Raw genomic sequence first — 21455 nt, 5'->3', positions numbered from 1 at the left:
AACAAGAAGTCTCTATTTTAAATTATTCCAAAATTAGGGATGACTTAGGTTTTCATCATACAAGTTTTTAGCGTTGTATTTCAATTTTTTTACTTACTTGATAGTTACCAGATTGCAACCTGACAATATATATACCTACTGGTTGATTACTCAAATTTAGCTGTAATTGACCTGAAGCATGAGTTCCCATTTCTTGTTGAAGTACCACTTGTCCAAGCATATTGGTTACAGATAATATTATGCCATTTTGTACTACTTCCTCTTTTAAGTTATATGTTAGTGTTGGTTTACCTTCATTAGGATTAGGGTAAATATTCAATAAGCTATTATCTTGCTCCTCCATCGCTACAGACAATGCTGTTGATTTTAGGGTGTCAGCTGGAATAGAGAGACTGCTGCTTCCATAAATATCTTTTGTTGTTGCCAAGATTGTAAAAGTCTGCGGAATTTTACGAGGTGATGATTCAGCAATACATGTTTCACTTTCTTTGAAGTAGCCGCCTATACCGTATGCTTGAGAAGAACCTCCTCCATCAAATAATACTATTTTAGTTGCGTTTTTTTGTATTTCTGTTAAAAAGATACTACCATCCTGATTTTCTGTAAAGAAATAGGGAACTCCTAGTATCTTCATTAGCTTACACGCATTATGGTTTGTACTCTTACCAATATAAATAACCATTTTTTCAAACCCAGCTTTTTTTACATCTGTATCAATCCCACTTATTATAGTTGTGTTTTCCTTTTTCTTATAGAAGTCTGAATTATCACAAGCACTGCCACAACCAGTAAAACTATACCAATCGCTTTCCTGACACGTTACATTCATAAAATTTCCTGTTATCACATGAGCAAACCCTGGTATTGGTAGTTTTGTATTATTATCAATACTTTCGATTTCAAAATTTCCACTGTAACCTGTCATTTTTAGAGCCTGGTAAAATCTTGAACTCTTGCCTGTTAGCATACCACCTATTACGAGTGGGGAATTTTCAATCTGAAGAGAGTATTTAGCATTAGATGACTTATCAAACATTTCCCCATTTATTGTTGTAATAATATTATTTTCTCCAAAATAAGTCCCTCTGTCTTTAATAAGTTTCTCAAACACTTGTTTCGCAGAAGATGAAGATTGATATTTAGGAATAATCTGTGCTTTACTCATATCTACTACAAAAATTACTTCAGCATCACTTGAGCCTCTATTCTTAGTATAAATCACAACACCGTTGTTTTTATGAGAAATGTCAACAACATCAAACTTTATTGCTTGTCTATTTCTTTCTTCATCAGAAAGGATTCCTCCTGTTTGTGTAATTTTAGCAGAAGCCAGAGCAGCTTTTATCGTTTTAATGTTTAATGTAGATACTCTAGTACCGTCTACAGCTAACCTCCCTCCTGCCAAAGCGTAATCCAAATAGCTAAGTGTTAGTTTCTGTCCCTTTCCTGCATTACCGCTTTTGGGGCTAACGCTTAGCCAAGAAGCATCAGTACTAGCTGTCCATGACTCAGATGCATCTAAAGTTACTTCAAAACTGCCTGCATTATTAGCTACATTTTGGGTGTTTGGATATACAATCAAGCGAGAGTCAAAGCAATACTCAGCAGATTCGGCACTTCTTCCACCGTTAGCACATATTGCTATTACCTTGAAACAAAAATTGGTATTGGGGCTAACAGCTTTAGTAATGTAGGTGTTGTACGAGTTTTCTAAAAAAGACCAGTCATTTTTTTCAAATTTAGCATATACCTGATAGCTCGAAGCGCCATCAACAGGCAACCACGATACCGTTGCCCAGTCATTAGAATTCAACGTATGTCCTAGGCTTACAGGAACATCACAAACAGGTGGCGGCGGTACTACATATTGTCCTGCTTGAGTAATGCTTACCGTTATGGTTTGTGACGTAGCTCCCCCTTTTTGACGTACTACAAAACTACCAGTACGGGTTTCTGTGCTAAAGTTTTCGTTTATATTTATCGTAATTTTACCATCTTGAAGGTTATTCTGAGGTGTCATAGTTATTTGGTGTGTAAAAAAACCACCCGTAACATTCACAACCTCCCACTCGGCAGTAGAAAATACAAAAACATTTGGACTACCACCTTTTGCCAAAGCATTTATCTGTGTTGTACTTGTGGCAAATTTTGCACTAATGCTTCCAACACATAATTCTTTAGACCAACCAATCCAACCAGCGGGACAATTAGGACTAAGTTGTACACAAAGTGTTTGGCCTGCCTGATAAGCAAAATCTTTGTATGTAGCTGTAGTAGAGACCATTTGGGTGCCACCATTAATACTCAAACTATAATCCATAATATCGGGTACAGCATCCCATTCAAAACGAGCAGTATTGCTATTCAAAATAGTATAACGAAAATTGGGAGGCATCATACATTTACTAGGAGGAGGGGTTTTCACACAGACCTCTGCACTCGATTCACTCGTTAGTCCGTTGGCACACGTTGCCTCAATCCTGATACAAGCATTGGCAGAAGGCTTAGCATAAAAACCACTGTATTCGGCAATAGTGGGAGAACTCCGCTGAACATAAGGATCCGAGTTTTCGCTATACCAAACTTTATAGCGAGTTGCACCACTCACAGGCACCCAAGTAGCTTTTATTAAATCACTGACAATGCTTACTTTTAGATTTTGAGGTTTCCCACAAGTCGCAGGCACTGGAGGTGCTCCAGCTTTTTGCATAACTACAATAGTACGCTGTACATTTTCTCCTGTAATATAAATCGTGCCCGTTCGACTTGCCAATGTTGTATTAACATCTATTGTGAAGGCAATATGAGCATTTCCAGCCTGTCCTGTTGTTGTACTTACTTTTAACCAAGTTACATTTGAGGTTATTGACCAGTCGGAGGTTGCAAATAAGTCTATAAAACGGTTTAATCCATCTACGCTCTCAGCTTCTACAGCAGTAGGTAGTACAGAGAGCACTGCTTTATATCCTGCCTGTTCTAAACGAATATTTTGTGATAAAACGCCATTCGTAATAACTAGCTCTCCTTGTCGAATATCATACCCTTTATTATTTGAAACCGAAACAGTAAGTGTACCGCTACTTAATCCCGTTTCAGGTGAAACCATTACCCAATTTGGTTTTTCACTCACTTGCCATTTTGTATTACTGTTAATAGTAATAATTTGATTATCAGACGTAATTGGGGTTGAAGGAAAAGATAATAGTTGAGGGCTTGCAGTCAAAATATATTGAGCCCCTGCCTGTGTAACTGTAAACACCTGTGAGAGACTCCCAGACTTAAAGGTTAACTTAGCTATACGACTTGTCGTTCCTGAATTAGATTGATAATCAAATCCTACTACTTGATTGCCCGTTCCTGTCGTAACCTTAGGTACTAGCCAAGAACCATCGCTACTCACTGTCCAATTAGTATTAGAACTTACAGACAACGTCCCTGAGCCACTCGTCAAAGGAGCTGAAAATGTACTCGTGCCAATACTAAGAGTTGGTGCAATACCAGCCTGTGTAACTGTAAATACCTGTGAGAGACTCCCAGACTTAAAGGTTAACTTAGCTATACGACTTGTCGTTCCTGAATTAGATTGATAATCAAACCCTACTACTTGATTGCCCGTTCCTGTCGTAACCTTAGGTACTAGCCAAGAACCATCGCTACTCACTGTCCAATTAGTATTAGAACTTACAGACAACGTCCCTGAGCCACTCGTCAAAGGAGCTGAAAATGTACTCGTGCCAATACTAAGAGTTGGTGCAATACCTGCCTGTGTAACTGTAAATACCTGTGAGAGACTCCCAGACTTAAAAGTTAACTTAGCTATACGACTTGTCGTCCCTGAATTAGATTGATAATCAAACCCTACTACTTGATTGCCCGTTCCAGTCGTAACCTTAGGTACTAGCCAAGAACCATCGCTACTCACTGTCCAATTAGTATTAGAACTTACAGACAACGTCCCTGAGCCACTTGTCAAAGGAGCTGAAAATGTACTCGTGCCAATACTAAGAGTTGGTGCAATACCTGCCTGTGTAACTGTAAACACCTGTGAGAGACTCCCAGACTTAAAGGTTAACTTGGCAATACGACTTGTCGTCCCTGAATTAGATTGATAATCAAACCCTACTACTTGATTGCCCGTTCCTGTCGTAATCTTAGGTACTAGCCAAGAACCATCGCTACTCACAGTCCAATTAGTATTAGAACTTACAGACAACGTCCCTGAGCCACTCGTCAAAGGAGCTGAAAATGTACTCGTGCCAATACTAAGAGTTGGTGCAATACCAGCCTGTGTAACTGTAAATACCTGTGAGAGACTCCCAGACTTAAAAGTTAACTTAGCTATACGACTTGTCGTCCCTGAATTAGATTGATAATCAAATCCTACTACTTGATTGCCCGTTCCTGTCGTAACCTTAGGTACTAGCCAAGAACCATCGCTACTCACTGTCCAATTAGTATTAGAACTTACAGACAACGTCCCTGAGCCACTCGTCAAAGGAGCTGAAAATGTACTCGTGCCAATACTAAGAGTTGGTGCAATACCTGCCTGTGTAACTGTAAATACCTGTGAGAGACTCCCAGACTTAAAGGTTAACTTAGCTATACGACTTGTCGTCCCTGAATTAGATTGATAATCAAACCCTACTACTTGATTGCCCGTTCCAGTCGTAACCTTAGGTACTAGCCAAGAACCATCGCTACTCACCGTCCAATTAGTATTAGAACTTACAGACAACGTCCCTGAGCCACTTGTCAAAGGAGCTGAAAATGTACTCGTGCCAATACTAAGAGTTGGGATTGTAGCAGTGTCTTGAAATAGAGCTAATACTTCAGCATCAGTCAATGAACGATTATATAGACGTAATTCATCAATTTTACCATTAAAATAGTATCCCCAACAATTCATTCCGCCAATTACCAAGTTGGCATTATTAGAATCCGTAAAATCTATTTTAGTTACCTTAGTAGAGAGTAACTTACCATTCTTATAAAGTTTCATTTGTGCTCCGTCATAACTAGCAGCCAAGTGCATCCATGAACCAACGGAAAAAGGTATTTTATCCACAGAGTTCCCTCCATACCAAGTTCCCGCATTAAAAGAGCACTCTTGCTGAGAGGAGTATCCGAGCCCTGCATAAAAATTTAATCTATCGCAATTTTTTGAAAAGATTGGATGATAGCCATAATTATTATTTCGCCCATAACCATCAATACCTGCTGTAGATAATGGCATTACCCAAACGCTAAATGAAAAACCTGTGGTGAATTTCAAAGAATTACTATTAGCAACTCTAATACCTCCTTGCACAGCAACCTGATAAGCGGTATTGCTAGTATTATTTTTATCAGTAGTAAATGTTCCTCCACTAATAATACCATGATTATTATTACCACTTCCATCATTAGCATTATTATTAAACGAGTAATAAGCAACCTGTCCCTGTGTAGGGATGTTTTGAGCTACTAATGATGAAGAGATCATTAAGCTCACAAACCAGTATAATAGGTATATTTTTTTCATAAATAATTGCTTTTTGTATAAAATAAATATTTTGAATTCTAATTATTTGGCAATACCAATAAACTCAAGTTGAGCTCTTGATAGACATACTTTTTCTAATTATTAGGCTTTATATCAGCAATTTTCTAGAACTACTCTTTGCTCAAATAGTGATTTTTTTCGCCTTGCTACTTGAAGATTATGCCCATTTGACAACTCTACTGTACGAGTCCAAGGAGCATATTTATGGAGATGCTCAAGATTAACATAAAAGGAGCGATGTATTCGAAAAAATCGGTTTTTAGAACATCCCTGAGCTATTTTATTACTAAGGTATTTTAATGTCCTTGCGTAGAGAACCTTTTGTCCATTCAAAAGATGAATGATTGAATAGTTAGTTGCCCCCTCTATGTATATAATATCCATATACTCAATAGATTCTTTATTTTTATTACGGATATACAATGAATTTTTAGTAGTAGTCTGGAAAGTCATAGTTAGTTTTGATAGTTTGAGCTTAGACCATAAGAATTGTAAAGGCCAAAATAATTTGGTATATAAAAAGAACTAAACCATATCTCGATTAAACAACTCCTTTTCTTAAACAAATGAGTTCTATCTATTCGCTAAAACTAGCTACCATGAAATCATAGCTATTTAATTGTACTAATAATAGTAGCATGAAAACTAGTCAATATTTTAGTGTGCAAAATCGAATAAATTAAGAGTCAATTGATACTTGGTATATGTTATTAAAAGAAACTTATGTTGTTATTTTCTGAAATTACATCTGTTGAAAATTGTGAGCTAAATAAAAATTTTGTGTAATATCTTTGAGAAGAGTTTTTTAGGTACACAAGAACATGAAGGCTTAGAATATTTACTTTGCGAAGAACAAAAAAATATATTAATTGCATGAATAATATAGATTTATAAATCTATATTATTCAATATATTATATATAAACTTAGAAAAGTTCAAAACCTACAACAAAAAATGAAAATACTAACGTTAAAATCATTAAATAATTTCACGATTAAAGTCAGTAAAAGAAAGTTTTTGGACGAGCTAAGAAAGCAGTTTGTTCTTGAAATAAAAGAATTTTATTATAACACATACGTAAAGATTACAGACGAAGCTGAATATGTTTCTAATTTTGAAGATGACATGGTGAAGCTACGATTTGCCAATAAATTAGCAGAATATTTCGAAGAAAAAGTAGAGGAAAAAATCGAAAAACTTAAGTTTTTAAATCTAGAGATTCCTCAAATTGGAATCAAAAATACACAATATGGAATATCGGGGACATCACTTCTTAACAATTACCTGAAACCGAATAAATTGAGTAATGCTGTCAAAGACGCTACACTTTTACGTATTTGTCTTTTTTTAGGATACAATGATTTTAATGATTTTCAGAATAAAAATACTTTAGCACTTCAACCTTTTTTAATAAAGCAATGTATTTTTTATCCATACCGAATAGTATTCTTTTTACTCTTCTGTATGGGATTATGCTATCTAAAAACTGGAGCCCCATCTGACCAACAGATTAAAAGTACCATCATTACTGCAAATAAAATCGAGTTCGACTCCTACAAAAAACTAAAGCTAACGGATTCATTAACTACCCTTATTGATAGATACTGGGCTAAGCATATTGCAAGAGAACGGATTTTGAATATCATCAAAAAGCACCCAATAAGAGGTCGAATTTTAATAGATACATTAAATTCCTCGCAAGCAAAAATCCTCAATATAGATGTGGTTTTTAAATCTCGATACTATATAAGAGTTGAAACCGAAGAAAGTTGGAAACTTATTTGGTTCAACACAAAACTAAAAATAGTTGATGTTTCTTATGATAGAATTGACAATCAAGTTTATGAGTTAGTAATAGTGGATGGAAAATTGAAAATATTCGATAACTGGCACATTAAGAAGCCTTTAGACATAAAAGTTAGTAACTAAACAAACTACTATGTATTTTTTCATCTTAAGTTAGTAGGCAAAATAAAATTTAAGATTGGGCTTTGTGCTTTCAGGTGACGGCTTTCGGCGGTAGGCTTTGGAAAAAAGCATGGCTGTGGTTATTAAAAAACATTTTAACACTCTTTGCCTTGTGCCTGTTGCCTAGTGCCTAAACACATAACCTAAATCTTATTCTGCACGATTACTTAAGTATTAATGCAAAATAAAATTGCATTAATACGCTTTAGGCTGTAAGTCTTAGGCATTAGGCAAAAAAGTTTCTATTACTACATGAGAAATACTTTTCAACTTATAGCCTATAGCATAAAGCCTAGAGCTTAAAGCGGGTAAAATTTATTTTAATTTTGCCTACTAACTTACCTTTTTTATTTTAAATAATAGCTGTTTAAAACAATCAGGATTTTCTTAATAGACATTGTAGACTAATTTACTCCACAGATTTGCCGTAACAGGAAGTATAATAATTGCACTCAAAATAAGCTTTAAAAACTAATACGCCCTAAAAAGGACTCTAAAATAAATAGTTCAAGTCGTTGTCTTGAACTCGCTCTTTCAAAAGTTTAAAAACTTTTTTTATATCTATCCTACTAATCAAAACGTTCAAACAAACACTTCTATCTATTTTTGAGTTAAACCATTAGCTTTCGAACCATTCTGTTTGAACTTTTACGGCTTTGTTCGTATTTTAGAATTAAAATCTATCTCAATAGTGGTGATTTTACCCTAAAACCAACAATTCAACTAATAAATAGCTTTATCATTAAGCGCACTTACTTATGCACATCGAAACTTCGACCTTGGACTCGAAACGTACTAAACTGTATATCTTTCTTTTTGGAATATTCCTTACCAATGCCATTGTAGCCGAAATTGTTGGTGCCAAGATTTTTTCAGTAGAAAAAACTTTGGGTTTTGAACCACTTCACCTCAATACCTTTTTTGGTATTTGGGACTTAAATCAAACCGCTGGAGCGCTCAACTGGCCATTTGTTTTTATTACTTCCGATATTATCAATGAATATTTTGGTAAAAAAGGCGTAAAACGTATTTCTTATTTGACGGCTGGTTTTATCGCTTATAGTTTCTTGATTATTTACGGTGCAACCCTACTAGTACCAGCAGACTTTTGGTTAGATGTAAACAAAGGCGACCATAATTTCAATATTAATGAAGCTTTCGCCAAAATCTTCCGTCAGGGATTGGGTATTATCACAGGTTCATTAAGTGCATTTTTGATTAGCCAAATTCTCGATGCGTATGTGTTCCATTCAATTAGAAAAGTAACGAAGGGGGAGAAGATTTGGCTTCGAGCTACGGGTTCTACCTTGGTATCGCAACTAATCGATAGCTTTGTTGTAATTGGTATTGCATTCGTCGTATTCGGTAACTGGACAATAGACCAATGGATTTCTACTTCCCTGAACAATTATCTATACAAATTCTTCTCGGCCATTGTCATGACCCCATTAATTTACCTAGCCCATAATTTGATTGATGGATATTTAGGAAAAGAACTATCTGATCAACTCATTTCGGAGGCTGGTCAGCAGGAGTAGATAAAGATTTTTTGAATGATACAAAAATGAGCTTCAAATAGAACTTTAATGGTTTTGTTTGAGGCTCATTTCTATTAGAAATTTTTCGGAAATATTTCTGCAACTCTAAAACCAATAAGATAATCAAGTTTAAGTCAAACTAAACAAATAAAAACCCTGATACTTTATGGAGCTAAGTTAGTCTCAACAAAAAACTAATCTAACAGTTCTCCATGAAGAAAATCTACCACTTATTCTTATTTCTGGTTTTATACCTCAATCTCTCATTACCTAACGCCTACGCACAGAATTACTCTATTTCAGGCTATGGTGCTTTTATGACACCCTCGTCTCTCACTTGGTCGAGTCTTTACAATACCCAAGCACTCAATCTTACTCTAGTAGCCAAGGATATGGGTAGTACACCCGGTGAAATATTTGCTCGGATACGTTTGTCCCGTGTGGGTATTGAAATAGTTAACCCCTAAAGTTTTGTAGCCACTAAAGGCATAAAAGTCAACTTTGGATCTCCTCTGCAACTCTCAGGAATAGATTTCGCTGAGAACTTCAACTATCAGAATTTAGACGCCTCTGGAGTTTCCGAAAGTCTCTTTACCCAAGGAGGAGTATTACCCAATGGCTTTTGGACGATTGAGTTGACTTTCTTTGAGTTAGATGCTTCTAGAAATCACCGACAGGTATCTGACAAGATTTCAATAGCCTTTACTGTCAATAATGGGCAAGCTCCTTTGCTAAACCTTCCTAGTAACGAATCGGAAATAGATGCTCGTTATGGACAGAATTTTAGTTTTGCATGGACTCCCCGAGGAACATCCTTGTCGGGTGCTGGAGGTTTGACCTATAATTTTAGCCTCTGGGAATTGGGCGAAGACGAAAACCCTTACGATGTAGCCGAAGGTAAAACACCTATTTACACCAGTAGTGTATCGGTACCAATGTTAGCGTATGATCCCACCAAACCTCTTTTGCAAGTAGGTAAACACTATGCTTGGCAGGTGCAGGTAGTAGACCCTTTTGGTAACAATGTCTACGAAAACAATGGAAAAAGTGAAGTATGGGAGTTTAGATACGGACTCAAATGTCAAGCACCCGCACTCAACTTCAAAAGTATAGGTTCTGGCTACACCGAAATCTATTGGGACAAAATCAATCAAGCTCAAAACTACGACCTACGGTGGCGCATACAAGGCACCAATGAGTATAGTCACTATATTACTTTAGGGAATTATCATCGATTAGCCTTTCAAAAGAATCAGGTATATGACGTAGAAATTCAAAGCCAGTGCTATGGAGGCGAATATAGCGATTGGAAGTCAAGCAAATATCCTGAAAATACTACCCCAATGCTCACTCCTGCAGCTCCTGTTGTTGTTTATACACGGGAAGAAGCCATCAACCCTGCGGATATTCCCGTGAATGGCGCTGATGTTGACCCTACTGTCTACGATAATTTGGTCAATACCTTGAACGCTGAACCAAAATCCGAAATTCGATGTGGGAAAGTAAATCAAACTGCCGTATTCGCTTGCCAACCAGACGATGTTTCTGATTATCAGGGAACAAAAGATTTTACCAGTAAGCCTAATGGTACATTTTATGTCAATGGTTATGATGTTCGTATAACCAAAGTAGTCAACCAAACCTCTGGGGAAGGCTTGTTGTATATGCCTCTTTTTGGGCAACGTATCCCTGTAGTTTGGAGTGGCATTACCCTCAAAGAAGGAGAAGGAAAAGACTATATGGGAAATGCTTATGGCTGTCTGACCTCTGGCGAGGTAATAGTTGCAGGTTCCAATCCCAACCTCATAGTCGGTGACCTTAATACACAATACCAAGCACTTTACAACTCGCTCAACAGCCCCGGGAGTTATTCAGGTACTTTTGGACAGGCAATTGAAGCCATGAAGGCGAAGGCCCAAGAGTTGATTGATAAAATAAGTCAGAAGCAAACACCAACAGAAGAGGAACTTAAAAACTTTAAGAGTATCTGTAAGGCTGTAAAAAAAGGCATAGCTGCTTGGGAGGACGACCTCAACAAGGAGTTTGGTAAGGATACCAAAAACACCTATATCCTCCAGTTAAAAAAAGACTTATTAGCCAACAGCAAAAAACTCCAAGACTTGTTGGATTGTGATAAAGTTGGCTATTCGCCAATCAAGCGAAAGTCCAATGAGTTACCTGCCTTATATGCATCTGCTCAAAAGGGTTTGTTAGGCACGAGTATTTCGTTAGTAAGTTTATTAGCACCTTGTCATATAGAGGATGCTGCGCCAATGGCTGAGCTTATGACTAATGGATTCAATGAAATTGAGAAAATCAAAAATAATAAGCTAGACTTGGGTGATAATACAGGATATTACGTCATGACCATCTATGATGACCCAGAAAAGAATGTCTATATAACCAACGATGCAAAGAAATTTTACTTTACCAATGGGGCTAAATTGGTTGAAAAATCCACACAAAATGTCATTAGAGTTGAGATAAATGGCGTAGTTGAGGAATATGTACCCATGTATCATGTTGAAAAAGAAGGCGACAAATATGTGCAGAAAGGTTTTGCCATTTTTTATAAGAAGGCGTATTTAGATAATCCTCCTAGTTGTACAAACACTATCGGCTACAACATCAAATCATTGAAGAGTACCCCCGCTTGTAATGATGGTATCTTAGACCCCAAATACTATACTCAATCGCATACAGGCAATAAGTTTTATGAAGACATTCGTTTGAATGCTAGTCTGGCAGATGCCAACAAGGATTTAGTCAATCAAATCGATGATTTGGTTGAAGAGTTGCTGTCATTCAGCGTCTACAGAGAACTACTCCAAACACCTATCAAACAAAAAGGTGTCAACAAACTCACCGTAGCAGACCTCCAAAGAATAAAGAAATTACTCGAGGATTATAAGGCAACCATGCCTTCAGGAATTGAAACTTCTACCGATTTGCGCTTGAGCCACATCAGCCAGTTGTGGGATATCATCAAAAGCTGTTGGAATTCAGCCCCAAATGACAATAGCGCTTGTAATGTCTCGCCAGGGATTTTACCAAGATGCCTTTGGGATAACAGCGACGCAACCAATATTGTCTTAAATGAAGCAGGTCTAGTAGCAGGTGCTATCGATGGTGCAGCCGAAATGGTCAAAGGGCTGTATGATGTAATTGAATTTTCTACTTGTTGGGCAAACCCACTTTTAATTACCGATGATTGTTCAGCTACTCGAAGTCAGACTATCAGCGCAATGAAGCAAATAGGTGACTTGAAAAACAAAGTAGGCTGGACAGGCCTAGGAAGCCAATTGGGTAGCACCTTAGGTACCGAATTTAATGATTGGCTTACCCAAATAGTCGCATTAGAGCCCAACCTAAATGTAAACTGTAGGTCTTATCAGATGGGCAAACTCATTTTTAATGTAGGCTCTTTATTTATAGGCGCAGGCGAAATCAACGCAGGCGTAAGGGCAACAAGTTTGATGGACAAGGTAATCCAATCCATGGGGTCGGTTAAGAAGCTATCGAGGCTATTTGACAAGACCAAACAAATCGCAGTAGGATTGGGTAAAGTTGCCCAAACTGTTGCCAATAATGTAGCCACTAGAAGGCTTCCACTACTATTAGACGGAGTCGAAATAGCAGGAGCAGTAATTTATCAAGGCTTAAATCAATCGATACACCTAGGTTTTAGGGTATCAGGGTCTAGAGCATTGCTTGAAACAGAACGATTGCTATTTAAAGCTGCTCCCAAACTCGAAGAACTAGGCGAAATAGGCATAAAAGTAGGTGATGACCTATTAGAAGACGGTGCAATGGTTGTTAAAGAAATAGAGGATGCAGGTAAAACCAAACGTCTTTTCGGCAAGATGCTACCCAAACCCACAGGCGATGGTACTATCTTTAAACCCATAGCATTGGTAGGCATGACGGGCAAGTTGGTAGACGAAATTGTAAAAATTACCGACGATGGCATCGACGAACCTGAGTGTACTATTTGCTTGGCTCGAAAACCAAGTATAAGTTTATGTAGAAAGCTGGAGCAGTTGGCAACTCGCGGAGCAAACCGAAGTGCTGTTGAAGACAAATTATGTAGTAACATTTCAGACGCAAAACAATTAGAGTCTGTTGTTACTAAATTATTAATGTTACAAGACAGTGAAATTAAAGCGTTTTTGGGGGATATTACCAATACCTCAGTATGTTCATCAGGTGGTTGTTTAGCCAATAATGTCAGCAACTTAACCGTAAATTTGATAGATGCGTGGAAGATTGTTTATGATGGACGTTGTGCTGGTGTTACCAATTGCAATGAGAATGTCAGAAAAGACTGGGCTGTCCTTTTCCAAGTAAATAGTATGTATCAAGATAATGCTGTACTTACAGCTTTGGGAAATAGAGCGGGATTAGTAGAAATTATACAAAAAAATGAACGTACCCCTTGTAATACTTGTGGAAGTGGCGGAGCATCCTATCTAAACAAGATGGATGTTTATTTAAAAGATGTTGAGTATTTTGTCGAAAACTACCAAGGTATAAGTGGTTGGAATACTGTAATAGGAAGCCAAGGAATAAAGAATGGTGGTGTAAACCAAGTAGAAGCAACGGCGTTTATGCTGAGAGTTTTGCACGAAAACCCAGTAGAGTTTGAAAGCCAAGTGAGTGGCTTCGAGGTATCCACAGGTGTAGGCAAACGTAAAATGGATATTCAAAAACACAGTGGCACAAATGTAGAATGTAAAAGTTGGGACGATAATGCCGATACCTTTGCTGATTTTGTAGCAGGCACAAGCAACTCTTACCAACAATTCTTAGCTTATTTGCAAGTAGCACCAGATTTGAGTAAGTTGGAGTATTGGTTAGATGGTAAGAAGCTTTCGGGTTCAGACAAACTACAAACGGCAAAATTGAAGTTTCAAACTTTGTTTCAGAATAAAGCAATTGAAATATTCAGAGAACCTATCAATGGAGGGATTGGGTTAGCCAAATGTCAGCAACTTTTTCAAATTATAGATATTTCTGATTTCCTAAATAAAGTTTCAAATACATCAAGTTCAATTTATAGTTTTATAAAAATTAAATAAAATATATGATAAAATTATTTGAAGTAAAAAAGATGATTAAACACAGTCAAATGTGTTTTGCTAAAAATTTTGTTTTTGGAATCCAGAATGTAGAAGGTCAATTATATTTGAAAAAATACGATAGGACTACACTAAATCCTTTACTTTCAAAAATTAGTCCTAAAGAAGTTGAATTAGGACATTGTATTTATTCAACTGATGAAGAACTCATATTTGTCAATATGTTCAGTCAAATTCTCAAGTTTGACTCTAATTTGAATTATTACAAATGTGAAAATAATTTAAGTTTTAACTTATCTTCAAATATTGTTAATGCCAAAATAGTAATCCTATTGAGAAATGAGTTAAACGTTCGTTTAGTCGGACTATTTGACATAGAAAAATTTACTTTGTTATGGAGTTTGGAAGAGAGTATTGGTTTTTTAAATTACCAATACATAGATAAGATATTTTGTAATCATCAACACGATAACTTTAAAATACTTGCATTGAATACTAATGGAGCTATTATATGGCAAACACAACTAAACCGCAATGGAAAAATATTAAATTTCTTAGGTGTTCACGAAGATGTCTTAGTGGTTTGTTTGCAATTTGGCAATACTTATGGTTTAATGGGGCTTGATATCAATACAGGTAAAATCTTATGGAATCGTGATGATTGGGGTTTGCTTCAAGGACATCACACTACGATGCAAAATGGTAAAATATTTAGCCTAAAAGGTGGAGCTTTTAGCGATAGCTATTATTTAGAAGCCGATATTGCCACTGTAAGTTTACTTCGTTATGGCGAAGTACCCAACCTAAAAAAACATGGTTTCAGTATCTTCAATTATACTCTTTATGAAAATTTTATTTACTTCACTGCTAGCAAAATAGGCACATCTGAGGCAACTATTGTTGGCGTTTTAGCTTATGATAGCTTAGAACTACTTTGGTGGCAAGAAGTGGAGTTAGAAAACGGAGCATTTTTAGCCCAAAAACCTCAAGTAGATGGTGATAAGCTATATATTTTAGATACTGGTGGTACACTCCACATCTTCGAAAAAGAACAAGCCTAACAAAATCCCTCTTTTAACTACGGTTAGAAGAGGGATTTTTGTTGAAAAGACGAACCTGAGTGTACTATTTGCTTGGCTCGAAAACCAAGTATAAGTTTATGTAGAAAGCTGGAGCAGTTGGCACAACGAGGAAATAATATCCCTGCAGTAGAAAAATTATGTACCAACATCACCGATGCCAACACATCTATGCAGGCAGAAGCGGAGCAAATGACCGACAACGCACTGATTTTGAAACTATCAAAAATGTTAAAGCTATGCGTGATGTGGCTTTATTGCCTGCCGCTGAGATTTCTAAAATAATAGAAAAAAATGTATTGGCTGGTTGTAATACTTGTGGTACAAGTGCTGCCAGTCATGTAAACAAGATGGATAAATATATCAAAGATGTAGCATATTTTATTAATACCTTTAAGAATACATCAGGTTATAGCTCTGTATTTAGTTCAGGGATTACATCAGGAAACCAAGGTCATGTAATTGGAGCTATGTCTATGCTAAAAGTACTAAATAGCGACCATTCGATAATTCCGACCCAATTTGAAGATCGGTTAACAGGGCCTTTAGCCAATTGCGAACCAGATGCCCGAGTAGGCACAAAGATATTAGAGTTTAAGAGCTGGTCACCTAATCCAGGGGATACAGACATAGGTTCAATGGGTGATGATGAAGATTATGCTACAATCGGTGGTAGCTCCGCCTTTTTAAAATTTGCCAATAACAGATACGCTATCAACGATTTCCTTCCTTTTATTCAAGCACATTAATTTGTCTTTTTGAAACTAAACTAGACTTCAAAAACCTGACTAATCACCCTTTAATAACTTATACTCTAAAGAAGCAATACGTTTGAAACATTCCCATAATTATCTTTGCTTGCTCAGCATTTTCCTAGCATTTTTGTAGGCTCATTGTCTAAACAATGTTAAAAAATTGATTTATGGAAAAATTGCCCAAAGTAAGTATCCTTGTGCCTGTGTATAATCATGGTAAATTCATTGCGCAAATGTTGGATGGAGCACTCACACAGCAGGTGAATTTCGAGTATGAAATTGTCATTGGCGATGATGCTTCTACAGACAATAGCGCCGAAATCATTCAGACGTATAGCCAGCGTTATCCTCAAATTAAAGCTTTTTTACATCCTATCAACCTTGGACCTACCTCTCCTCGTGAGTTGGGTGGGAAAAATAACGTAGCCTTTATTTTTGGTAAGGCTCGTGGTGAATACATCGCTTTGTGTGAAGGTGACGATTATTGGACAGACCCACATAAGCTCCAAAAACAAGTAGATTTCCTAGACCAACATCCAGATTTTGCTTTAACTCACCATCAGCTTGAAGTCATTTATGAAGATGGTTCTGAAAGCCATCCTTTTAATGTCTTAAATCAAAAAGAAGTTTCAACGCTAGATGACTTATATAAGGACGAAGAATGGATTTTGGGTACTGCTAGCACTGTTTTTCGGAATGTTTTCAAAAATGGCTTAGCTCCTTGGTGGTGGAAAAGCGCCAGTGGTGATATTGGAATCTTTATTCAGGCCGCTAAATTTGGCAAAATAAAGTTCTTCCCAGAAACGATGGGCTGCTATCGCAAGCACCGTGGCGGCATGACGAGTATTCATACGCCTCAGAATTACTTTTTTCTGGAAAACCGCAAACAAATGTTTGAGGCTTTGTTGGCTGAGTCTGAAGAAAATTTACAAAAAACTTTAACTAAAACCATACAGCGTTACGAGGAAATTCTTGAGGGTTTGAAATTGTCCCAATAAGCCGAGCATTCTTGCGATGAACGAGTAGAAGGTTCAGAGAATCCAAGATTATTTTGTAATTTTGAAATCCAAATTTCCGTCGAAGCTTATTTTTATGATACAAAACATACTTTTTGTGGGTCACGATGCCAATCGTGCAGGCTCCCAAATTTTATTACTCAGATTTTTGAAATTGCTAAAATCCTATGGTAAAGTAAAGTTTTCGGTACTTCTCAAGCACGACGGTCCATTAGTTCAAGAATACGAATCCATTGCCCCAACATACCTTCTTCATCAGGAGAAAACAATCGGATTAAAAAATCAGATTCTTCAAAAAATAAAATCCAAATTGGGTCAAACCAGCACAGAAAAGAGTCATGTTTGGCAGACCTTAGCAAGTCAAAAATTTGACTTAATCGTATCAAACACTTTTACCAATGGTGATATTTTCGAAGAATTAAGTCAACTCAATATTCCTATTTACTCGTATATTCATGAGCTTCGAATGGGTATCGAAATGTATAATGGGTCGCAACAGGCAATAAACAATACCTTACGTTGCACCCAAAAGTTTATTGCTTGTGCCAATTCGGTCAAACAAAATTTGATGCAACAGTTTGAGATTCCTGAGCAAAAAATAGATATTTTATGTTCCCTTTTACCTGAGTCAGCGCAAGATTATCACATTTCTAGCACTAAAGTTGATACTCTCAAACAAGAACTTGGAATACCACAAGACGCCTTCGTGGTTGGTGGTATGGGCACCATCGATTTAAGAAAAGGAACAGATTTATTTGTTCAACTTGCACATATTTTGCAGCAACAAAATATCTATTTCCTTTGGATAGGTGGCTCACACTCACAAAATGATTTTAAGATTTTTTCAATAGATTCTCAACGATTAGGCTTACACAATATCAGGTTTGTAGAAGCAGTAAGCAACCCATTAGACTACTTGGCTGTTTTTGATATTTTTGCACTCACTTCTCGCGAAGACCCTTATCCTTTGGTGGTTTTAGAAGCAGCTTTATTACAAAAACCGATGGTTTGTTTTGAAAATGCTGGTGGTGCTCAAGATTTAATTGAAACAGATGCAGGTATTATTGTGCCTTATCTTTCGCTGAATGCTATGGCAAATGCCATTGTAAGTATCAAAGAAAACCCAGCGTGTCGCTTACAAATGGGAAAAGTTGCTCGAAAGAAAGTCCTTCAAAGACATGCAACAGAAAAAGCATTTCATGAATTTTTGACAATTTTGCATATTTCCTAATAGTTCTCAACCGAACCCAAAACAACTTAATTAGACTGGCGCAATTTGCCAACAGTTTAGCTGAAAACGATTATGACTTTAGCATTTACTATTTGTTCGATTAACTATTTGGCCCAAGCCCAAACCTTGGGGCAGTCCTTGCAAGAACAAAACCCATCCATAGAATTTGTAATTGGTTTGGTAGACAGGCTCGACAAAGTGGCGCTTGAATCAGATAAAATCCCTCCTTTTCAAATGCTCGAAATTGATAAAATCAATATCGAATCATTTGAACAAATGTGTGAAAACTATAATATCACTGAGCTCAACACCGCCGTAAAGCCCTATTTTATCGATTATTTCTATAAGAATCGCCCTGATATTCAAAACGTTATCTACTTTGATCCAGACATCATTGTTTTTGATAGCTTGAAACCTCTCGAAGATTCTTTGAAAAAATATCCGATGGTGATAACACCACATATATGCTCACCTATCAATGACGATCTGAATACTAAAGAAACTGACCATTTGAGCACGGGGCTTTATAATCTAGGATTTATTGCAACCTCTCGAAGTGAAGCCACTTATCACATGGTAAACTGGTGGAAAGATCGCTTAGAGAAAGATTGTAGAATTGACCTTTGCAATGGCTTATTTGTAGACCAGCATTGGATTAATTTTGTCCCTTTATTCTATCCAAATGACGTATTGGTAGATAAATATCCAGGTTATAATATGGCTTATTGGAACTTGCACGAGCGCACAGTGAGTACGAGAGATGGTAAATATTTTATCAATGAAAAGCCATTGATTTTTTTCCATTATAGTGGCTATGAATTAAAAAAACCTAACGAGGTTTCGAAATACCAAAATCGCTCGAGCTTTGAAAACAGACCCGATATTGTGCCATTGTTTCAGTATTATGCCCAAAAACTGAAAGACAACTTTAACGATTATTATATCAAAATTCCTTGTTTTTACATCAAACCACCCAAGGTTAAACGTTATATACGTGTCAGAAAGGCTTTACAAATGCCTTTTCGCAAAGTGGTTTCCCTATTAAATCGTTAATTTATATATGTTGGATAGTCATAGCTATCTAATTAATTTCAGACAAATCTTAAAGTAAAAATGGGCATTCAGCGTTTTATTGACCTCTGGAAACATCGCTATAATAAATACATTGTTCAACAATATATCCCAGCTTGGAGATTCGCTCAAAGTTATTTGTTTGTTGGTCAGATTAAATTAAAAAATCCCAAAAAACAGATGATTGGCGTACTACTAGCCGAGCATTTTGGAGATATTGTAGCCGCAGAGCCTCTCTCTCGTATTATTAAACAAAAGCATCCAAATAGTAAGGTATTTTGGATTGTTCGCAAACCATTTAGAGAACTCATTGATAGTAATCCCCATATCGACTACACTATTGAAGAAACCAATTTGTATCAAAGTATCCTCACTAGCAGGCACCATAACTTTGATATTTTTTATAATCTTCACATGCCAGAGTTACGCCTTCATATACCAACACTTACTTTTTTGACAAACCCTTATGCAGAACAATTAGGAATTCATGTGAAAAATTATTTCCAATTTGGAAATTTATTAGAAGTGTTTGCCAAAGTAGGCGGTTTGCCTTTGAGCGAAGAAACTCCCAAAGTATATATCAGCGAAGACGACAAACAAAAAATAGACCTGCAAGCTCTACCTCAAAAATTTGTTGCAATTCATTGTCACTCCAACTTTTCGCCCAAAGATTGGCAAACATATCATTGGGAAAACCTCATTCAACGCCTCCATACTCTTGGCTATCATGTTGTTGAAGTAGGCTTAAAAAGTAGCTTGAATCAATCTTTAGCAGGATATATTAATTGTTGTGGTAAATTTAGTTTGCTCCAAACAGCCGAGATTATCCGTAGAGCACAGTTCTTTATAGGCGTTGATAGTGGACCTGCTCATTTGGCCAATGCCGTTGGAACGTATGGATTACTATTATTCGGAAGATTTGTGAATTTTGATAAATATCTTCCCTACTCAGGTGGATATGCTACCAACAATGCCACTATTATTACCGATGGACAAAAACCTTGTGCTGATTTGCCATTTGAAGTAGTTTGGGATGTGATAGAAAAACATATTCAAAGTACTTCTATATCCTAACATCACTCCATTCAAATATGATACAATTAGTTTATACAGTTTGCTCAATCTCTCAAATACCATTTGCACTTGTATTGGGCGAAGACTTACAGAAACACGAACCTGATACAAAATTTGTCATCGGTATTGCAGACCGTTTGCCTAGCAATTTACCCGCTACAGCATTTCCTATCATAGGTGCCGATGAATTAGGTTTGCCTTTTTTATCAGAAATGGCAGAAAGATACACAGTGGATGAATTTACCCGCTCGCTAAAACCTTATTTTGCGTCATTTTTGGAGAAAAAGTACCAAGCAGACAAAATTGTTTTTCTTGAAAGTCAAACTCAACTTTTTCAATCTTTAGCAAAAACTTGGCAAATTCTTGATGAACATGACATTGTTTTGAGCTCAAATATTACACAACAACGTAATCCAAAGCATCCTATCAATGAGCCATCATTTTTAAATGCTGGACTCTATAATGCTGGATTTTGGGGCTTCAAACCAAGCACACAAGCCCATAACTTTTTAACCTATTGGAAAGAAAGAACGAAAGATAAAGGTTATTTCGATTTTTGTCATGGATTTGGTGCAGAACAACTTTGGTTAAATTTCATTCCCATTTTTCAAGAAAAGGTATATATACAATCTGAAATAGGAACTCATTATCACCCATACAATTGGATCGAAAATCCGCTTTCAATTAATGAAAATGGCAATTATGTTGTAGCACAGTCATTTCCATTGCATATTCTTCAATGGCAACAATTGTCCTTAACTACGCAAAAGGGCTATTTCAAAAATCAGATTGGACTCAGTGAGTCAACACTCAAAACCTTAAAGAAGTTACAAAGTGATTATCTCATGAACGTCAAAAAGTATAAGGGGTTTGAAAGCTTTGTACCAAGCATGGGCAAAGTAGAGGTTAAAGTATCAAAAAACTTTTTGAGTAGTGCTATCGAAAAGGGATGTTTAAAAATGATTGATTGGATCGAAGAGTTTGAAGTCCAGTAACTTAATGGAATATGTCGAAAAGAGCTGAGATTCGGCATGTTTTTTGTTCTCCTCCAATCGTTAGTCATTTGCTCAGTAGTAATCAATCTTATAACCTCTACTACGGAA

General features: G+C 36.6%; 13 protein-coding genes. 11 read left to right on the top strand and 2 right to left on the bottom strand.

Annotated features, from left to right (window positions below):
- Positions 1-67: 67 nt before the first annotated feature.
- Together QM491_RS12070 and QM491_RS25540 are read right to left on the bottom strand one after the other, a co-directional pair.
- Positions 68-5521, bottom strand: a complete 5454-nt coding sequence (locus QM491_RS12070) for a BACON domain-containing protein (protein ID WP_283327746.1) — start codon at positions 5519-5521, stop codon at positions 68-70.
- Between the two features lie 114 nt (positions 5522-5635).
- Entirely contained in the window at positions 5636-5926 is a 291-nt protein-coding gene (locus tag QM491_RS25540; RefSeq protein WP_374761255.1) for a LytR/AlgR family response regulator transcription factor, read from the bottom strand.
- Positions 5927-6496: 570 nt separating this feature from the next.
- Between QM491_RS25540 and QM491_RS12065 the strand changes: the two genes are divergently transcribed.
- The 11 genes from QM491_RS12065 to QM491_RS12015 all read left to right on the top strand — a co-directional run bounded on the left by QM491_RS12065 (position 6497) and on the right by QM491_RS12015 (position 21347).
- Positions 6497-7471, top strand: a complete 975-nt coding sequence (locus QM491_RS12065) for a hypothetical protein (RefSeq protein WP_283327745.1) — start codon at positions 6497-6499, stop codon at positions 7469-7471.
- Between the two features lie 797 nt (positions 7472-8268).
- Positions 8269-9048 carry a queuosine precursor transporter gene (locus QM491_RS12060; RefSeq protein WP_283327744.1) on the top strand — a complete coding sequence of 260 codons (780 nt, stop codon included), beginning with the start codon at positions 8269-8271 and terminating at the stop codon, positions 9046-9048.
- A 212-nt stretch (positions 9049-9260) separates the two neighbouring features.
- On the top strand, positions 9261-9515 hold the full coding sequence (locus QM491_RS12055) for a hypothetical protein (protein WP_283327743.1): 255 nt from the start codon (positions 9261-9263) through the stop codon (positions 9513-9515).
- Positions 9516-9683: 168 nt separating this feature from the next.
- A complete protein-coding gene (locus QM491_RS12050) occupies positions 9684-14126 on the top strand; it encodes a hypothetical protein (RefSeq protein WP_283327742.1) in 4443 nt (1480 codons plus the stop codon).
- A gap of 5 nt (positions 14127-14131) precedes the next feature.
- Entirely contained in the window at positions 14132-15187 is a 1056-nt protein-coding gene (locus tag QM491_RS12045; RefSeq protein ID WP_283327741.1) for a PQQ-binding-like beta-propeller repeat protein, read from the top strand.
- A 158-nt stretch (positions 15188-15345) separates the two neighbouring features.
- A complete protein-coding gene (locus tag QM491_RS12040; RefSeq protein ID WP_283327740.1) occupies positions 15346-15954 on the top strand; it encodes a hypothetical protein in 609 nt (202 codons plus the stop codon).
- A gap of 173 nt (positions 15955-16127) precedes the next feature.
- Positions 16128-16958 carry a glycosyltransferase family 2 protein gene (locus QM491_RS12035; protein ID WP_283327739.1) on the top strand — a complete coding sequence of 277 codons (831 nt, stop codon included), beginning with the start codon at positions 16128-16130 and terminating at the stop codon, positions 16956-16958.
- Positions 16959-17052: 94 nt separating this feature from the next.
- On the top strand, positions 17053-18207 hold the full coding sequence (locus tag QM491_RS12030) for a glycosyltransferase family 4 protein (RefSeq protein WP_283327738.1): 1155 nt from the start codon (positions 17053-17055) through the stop codon (positions 18205-18207).
- 72 nt (positions 18208-18279) lie between these two features.
- Entirely contained in the window at positions 18280-19260 is a 981-nt protein-coding gene (locus QM491_RS12025) for a glycosyl transferase (RefSeq protein WP_283327737.1), read from the top strand.
- A gap of 60 nt (positions 19261-19320) precedes the next feature.
- On the top strand, positions 19321-20352 hold the full coding sequence (locus tag QM491_RS12020; RefSeq protein WP_283327736.1) for a glycosyltransferase family 9 protein: 1032 nt from the start codon (positions 19321-19323) through the stop codon (positions 20350-20352).
- Between the two features lie 17 nt (positions 20353-20369).
- Positions 20370-21347 (top strand): hypothetical protein, encoded by a 978-nt coding sequence (locus tag QM491_RS12015; protein WP_283327735.1) that lies wholly within the window; start codon positions 20370-20372, stop codon positions 21345-21347.
- The last annotated feature ends 108 nt before the right edge of the window (positions 21348-21455 follow it).

The sequence above is a fragment of the Flectobacillus longus genome (assembly GCF_030056705.1).
Lineage (GTDB): Bacteria > Bacteroidota > Bacteroidia > Cytophagales > Spirosomataceae > Flectobacillus > Flectobacillus longus.
This window is presented reverse-complemented; position numbering and strand designations above follow the sequence as displayed.

Excerpts from the sequence above, each read along its gene's own strand:
- QM491_RS25540 (WP_374761255.1), bottom strand. The coding sequence starts at position 5,926 with ATGGATATTATATACATAGAGGGGGCAACTAACTATTCAATCATTCAT.
- QM491_RS12020 (WP_283327736.1), top strand. The coding sequence starts at position 19,321 with ATGGGCATTCAGCGTTTTATTGACCTCTGGAAACATCGCTATAATAAA.
- QM491_RS12065 (WP_283327745.1), top strand. The coding sequence starts at position 6,497 with ATGAAAATACTAACGTTAAAATCATTAAATAATTTCACGATTAAAGTC.
- QM491_RS12070 (WP_283327746.1), bottom strand. The coding sequence starts at position 5,521 with ATGAAAAAAATATACCTATTATACTGGTTTGTGAGCTTAATGATCTCT.
- QM491_RS12045 (WP_283327741.1), top strand. The coding sequence starts at position 14,132 with ATGATAAAATTATTTGAAGTAAAAAAGATGATTAAACACAGTCAAATG.
- QM491_RS12015 (WP_283327735.1), top strand. The coding sequence starts at position 20,370 with ATGATACAATTAGTTTATACAGTTTGCTCAATCTCTCAAATACCATTT.
- QM491_RS12040 (WP_283327740.1), top strand. The coding sequence starts at position 15,346 with ATGTACCAACATCACCGATGCCAACACATCTATGCAGGCAGAAGCGGA.
- QM491_RS12035 (WP_283327739.1), top strand. The coding sequence starts at position 16,128 with ATGGAAAAATTGCCCAAAGTAAGTATCCTTGTGCCTGTGTATAATCAT.
- QM491_RS12025 (WP_283327737.1), top strand. The coding sequence starts at position 18,280 with ATGACTTTAGCATTTACTATTTGTTCGATTAACTATTTGGCCCAAGCC.
- QM491_RS12060 (WP_283327744.1), top strand. The coding sequence starts at position 8,269 with ATGCACATCGAAACTTCGACCTTGGACTCGAAACGTACTAAACTGTAT.
- QM491_RS12030 (WP_283327738.1), top strand. The coding sequence starts at position 17,053 with ATGATACAAAACATACTTTTTGTGGGTCACGATGCCAATCGTGCAGGC.
- QM491_RS12055 (WP_283327743.1), top strand. The coding sequence starts at position 9,261 with ATGAAGAAAATCTACCACTTATTCTTATTTCTGGTTTTATACCTCAAT.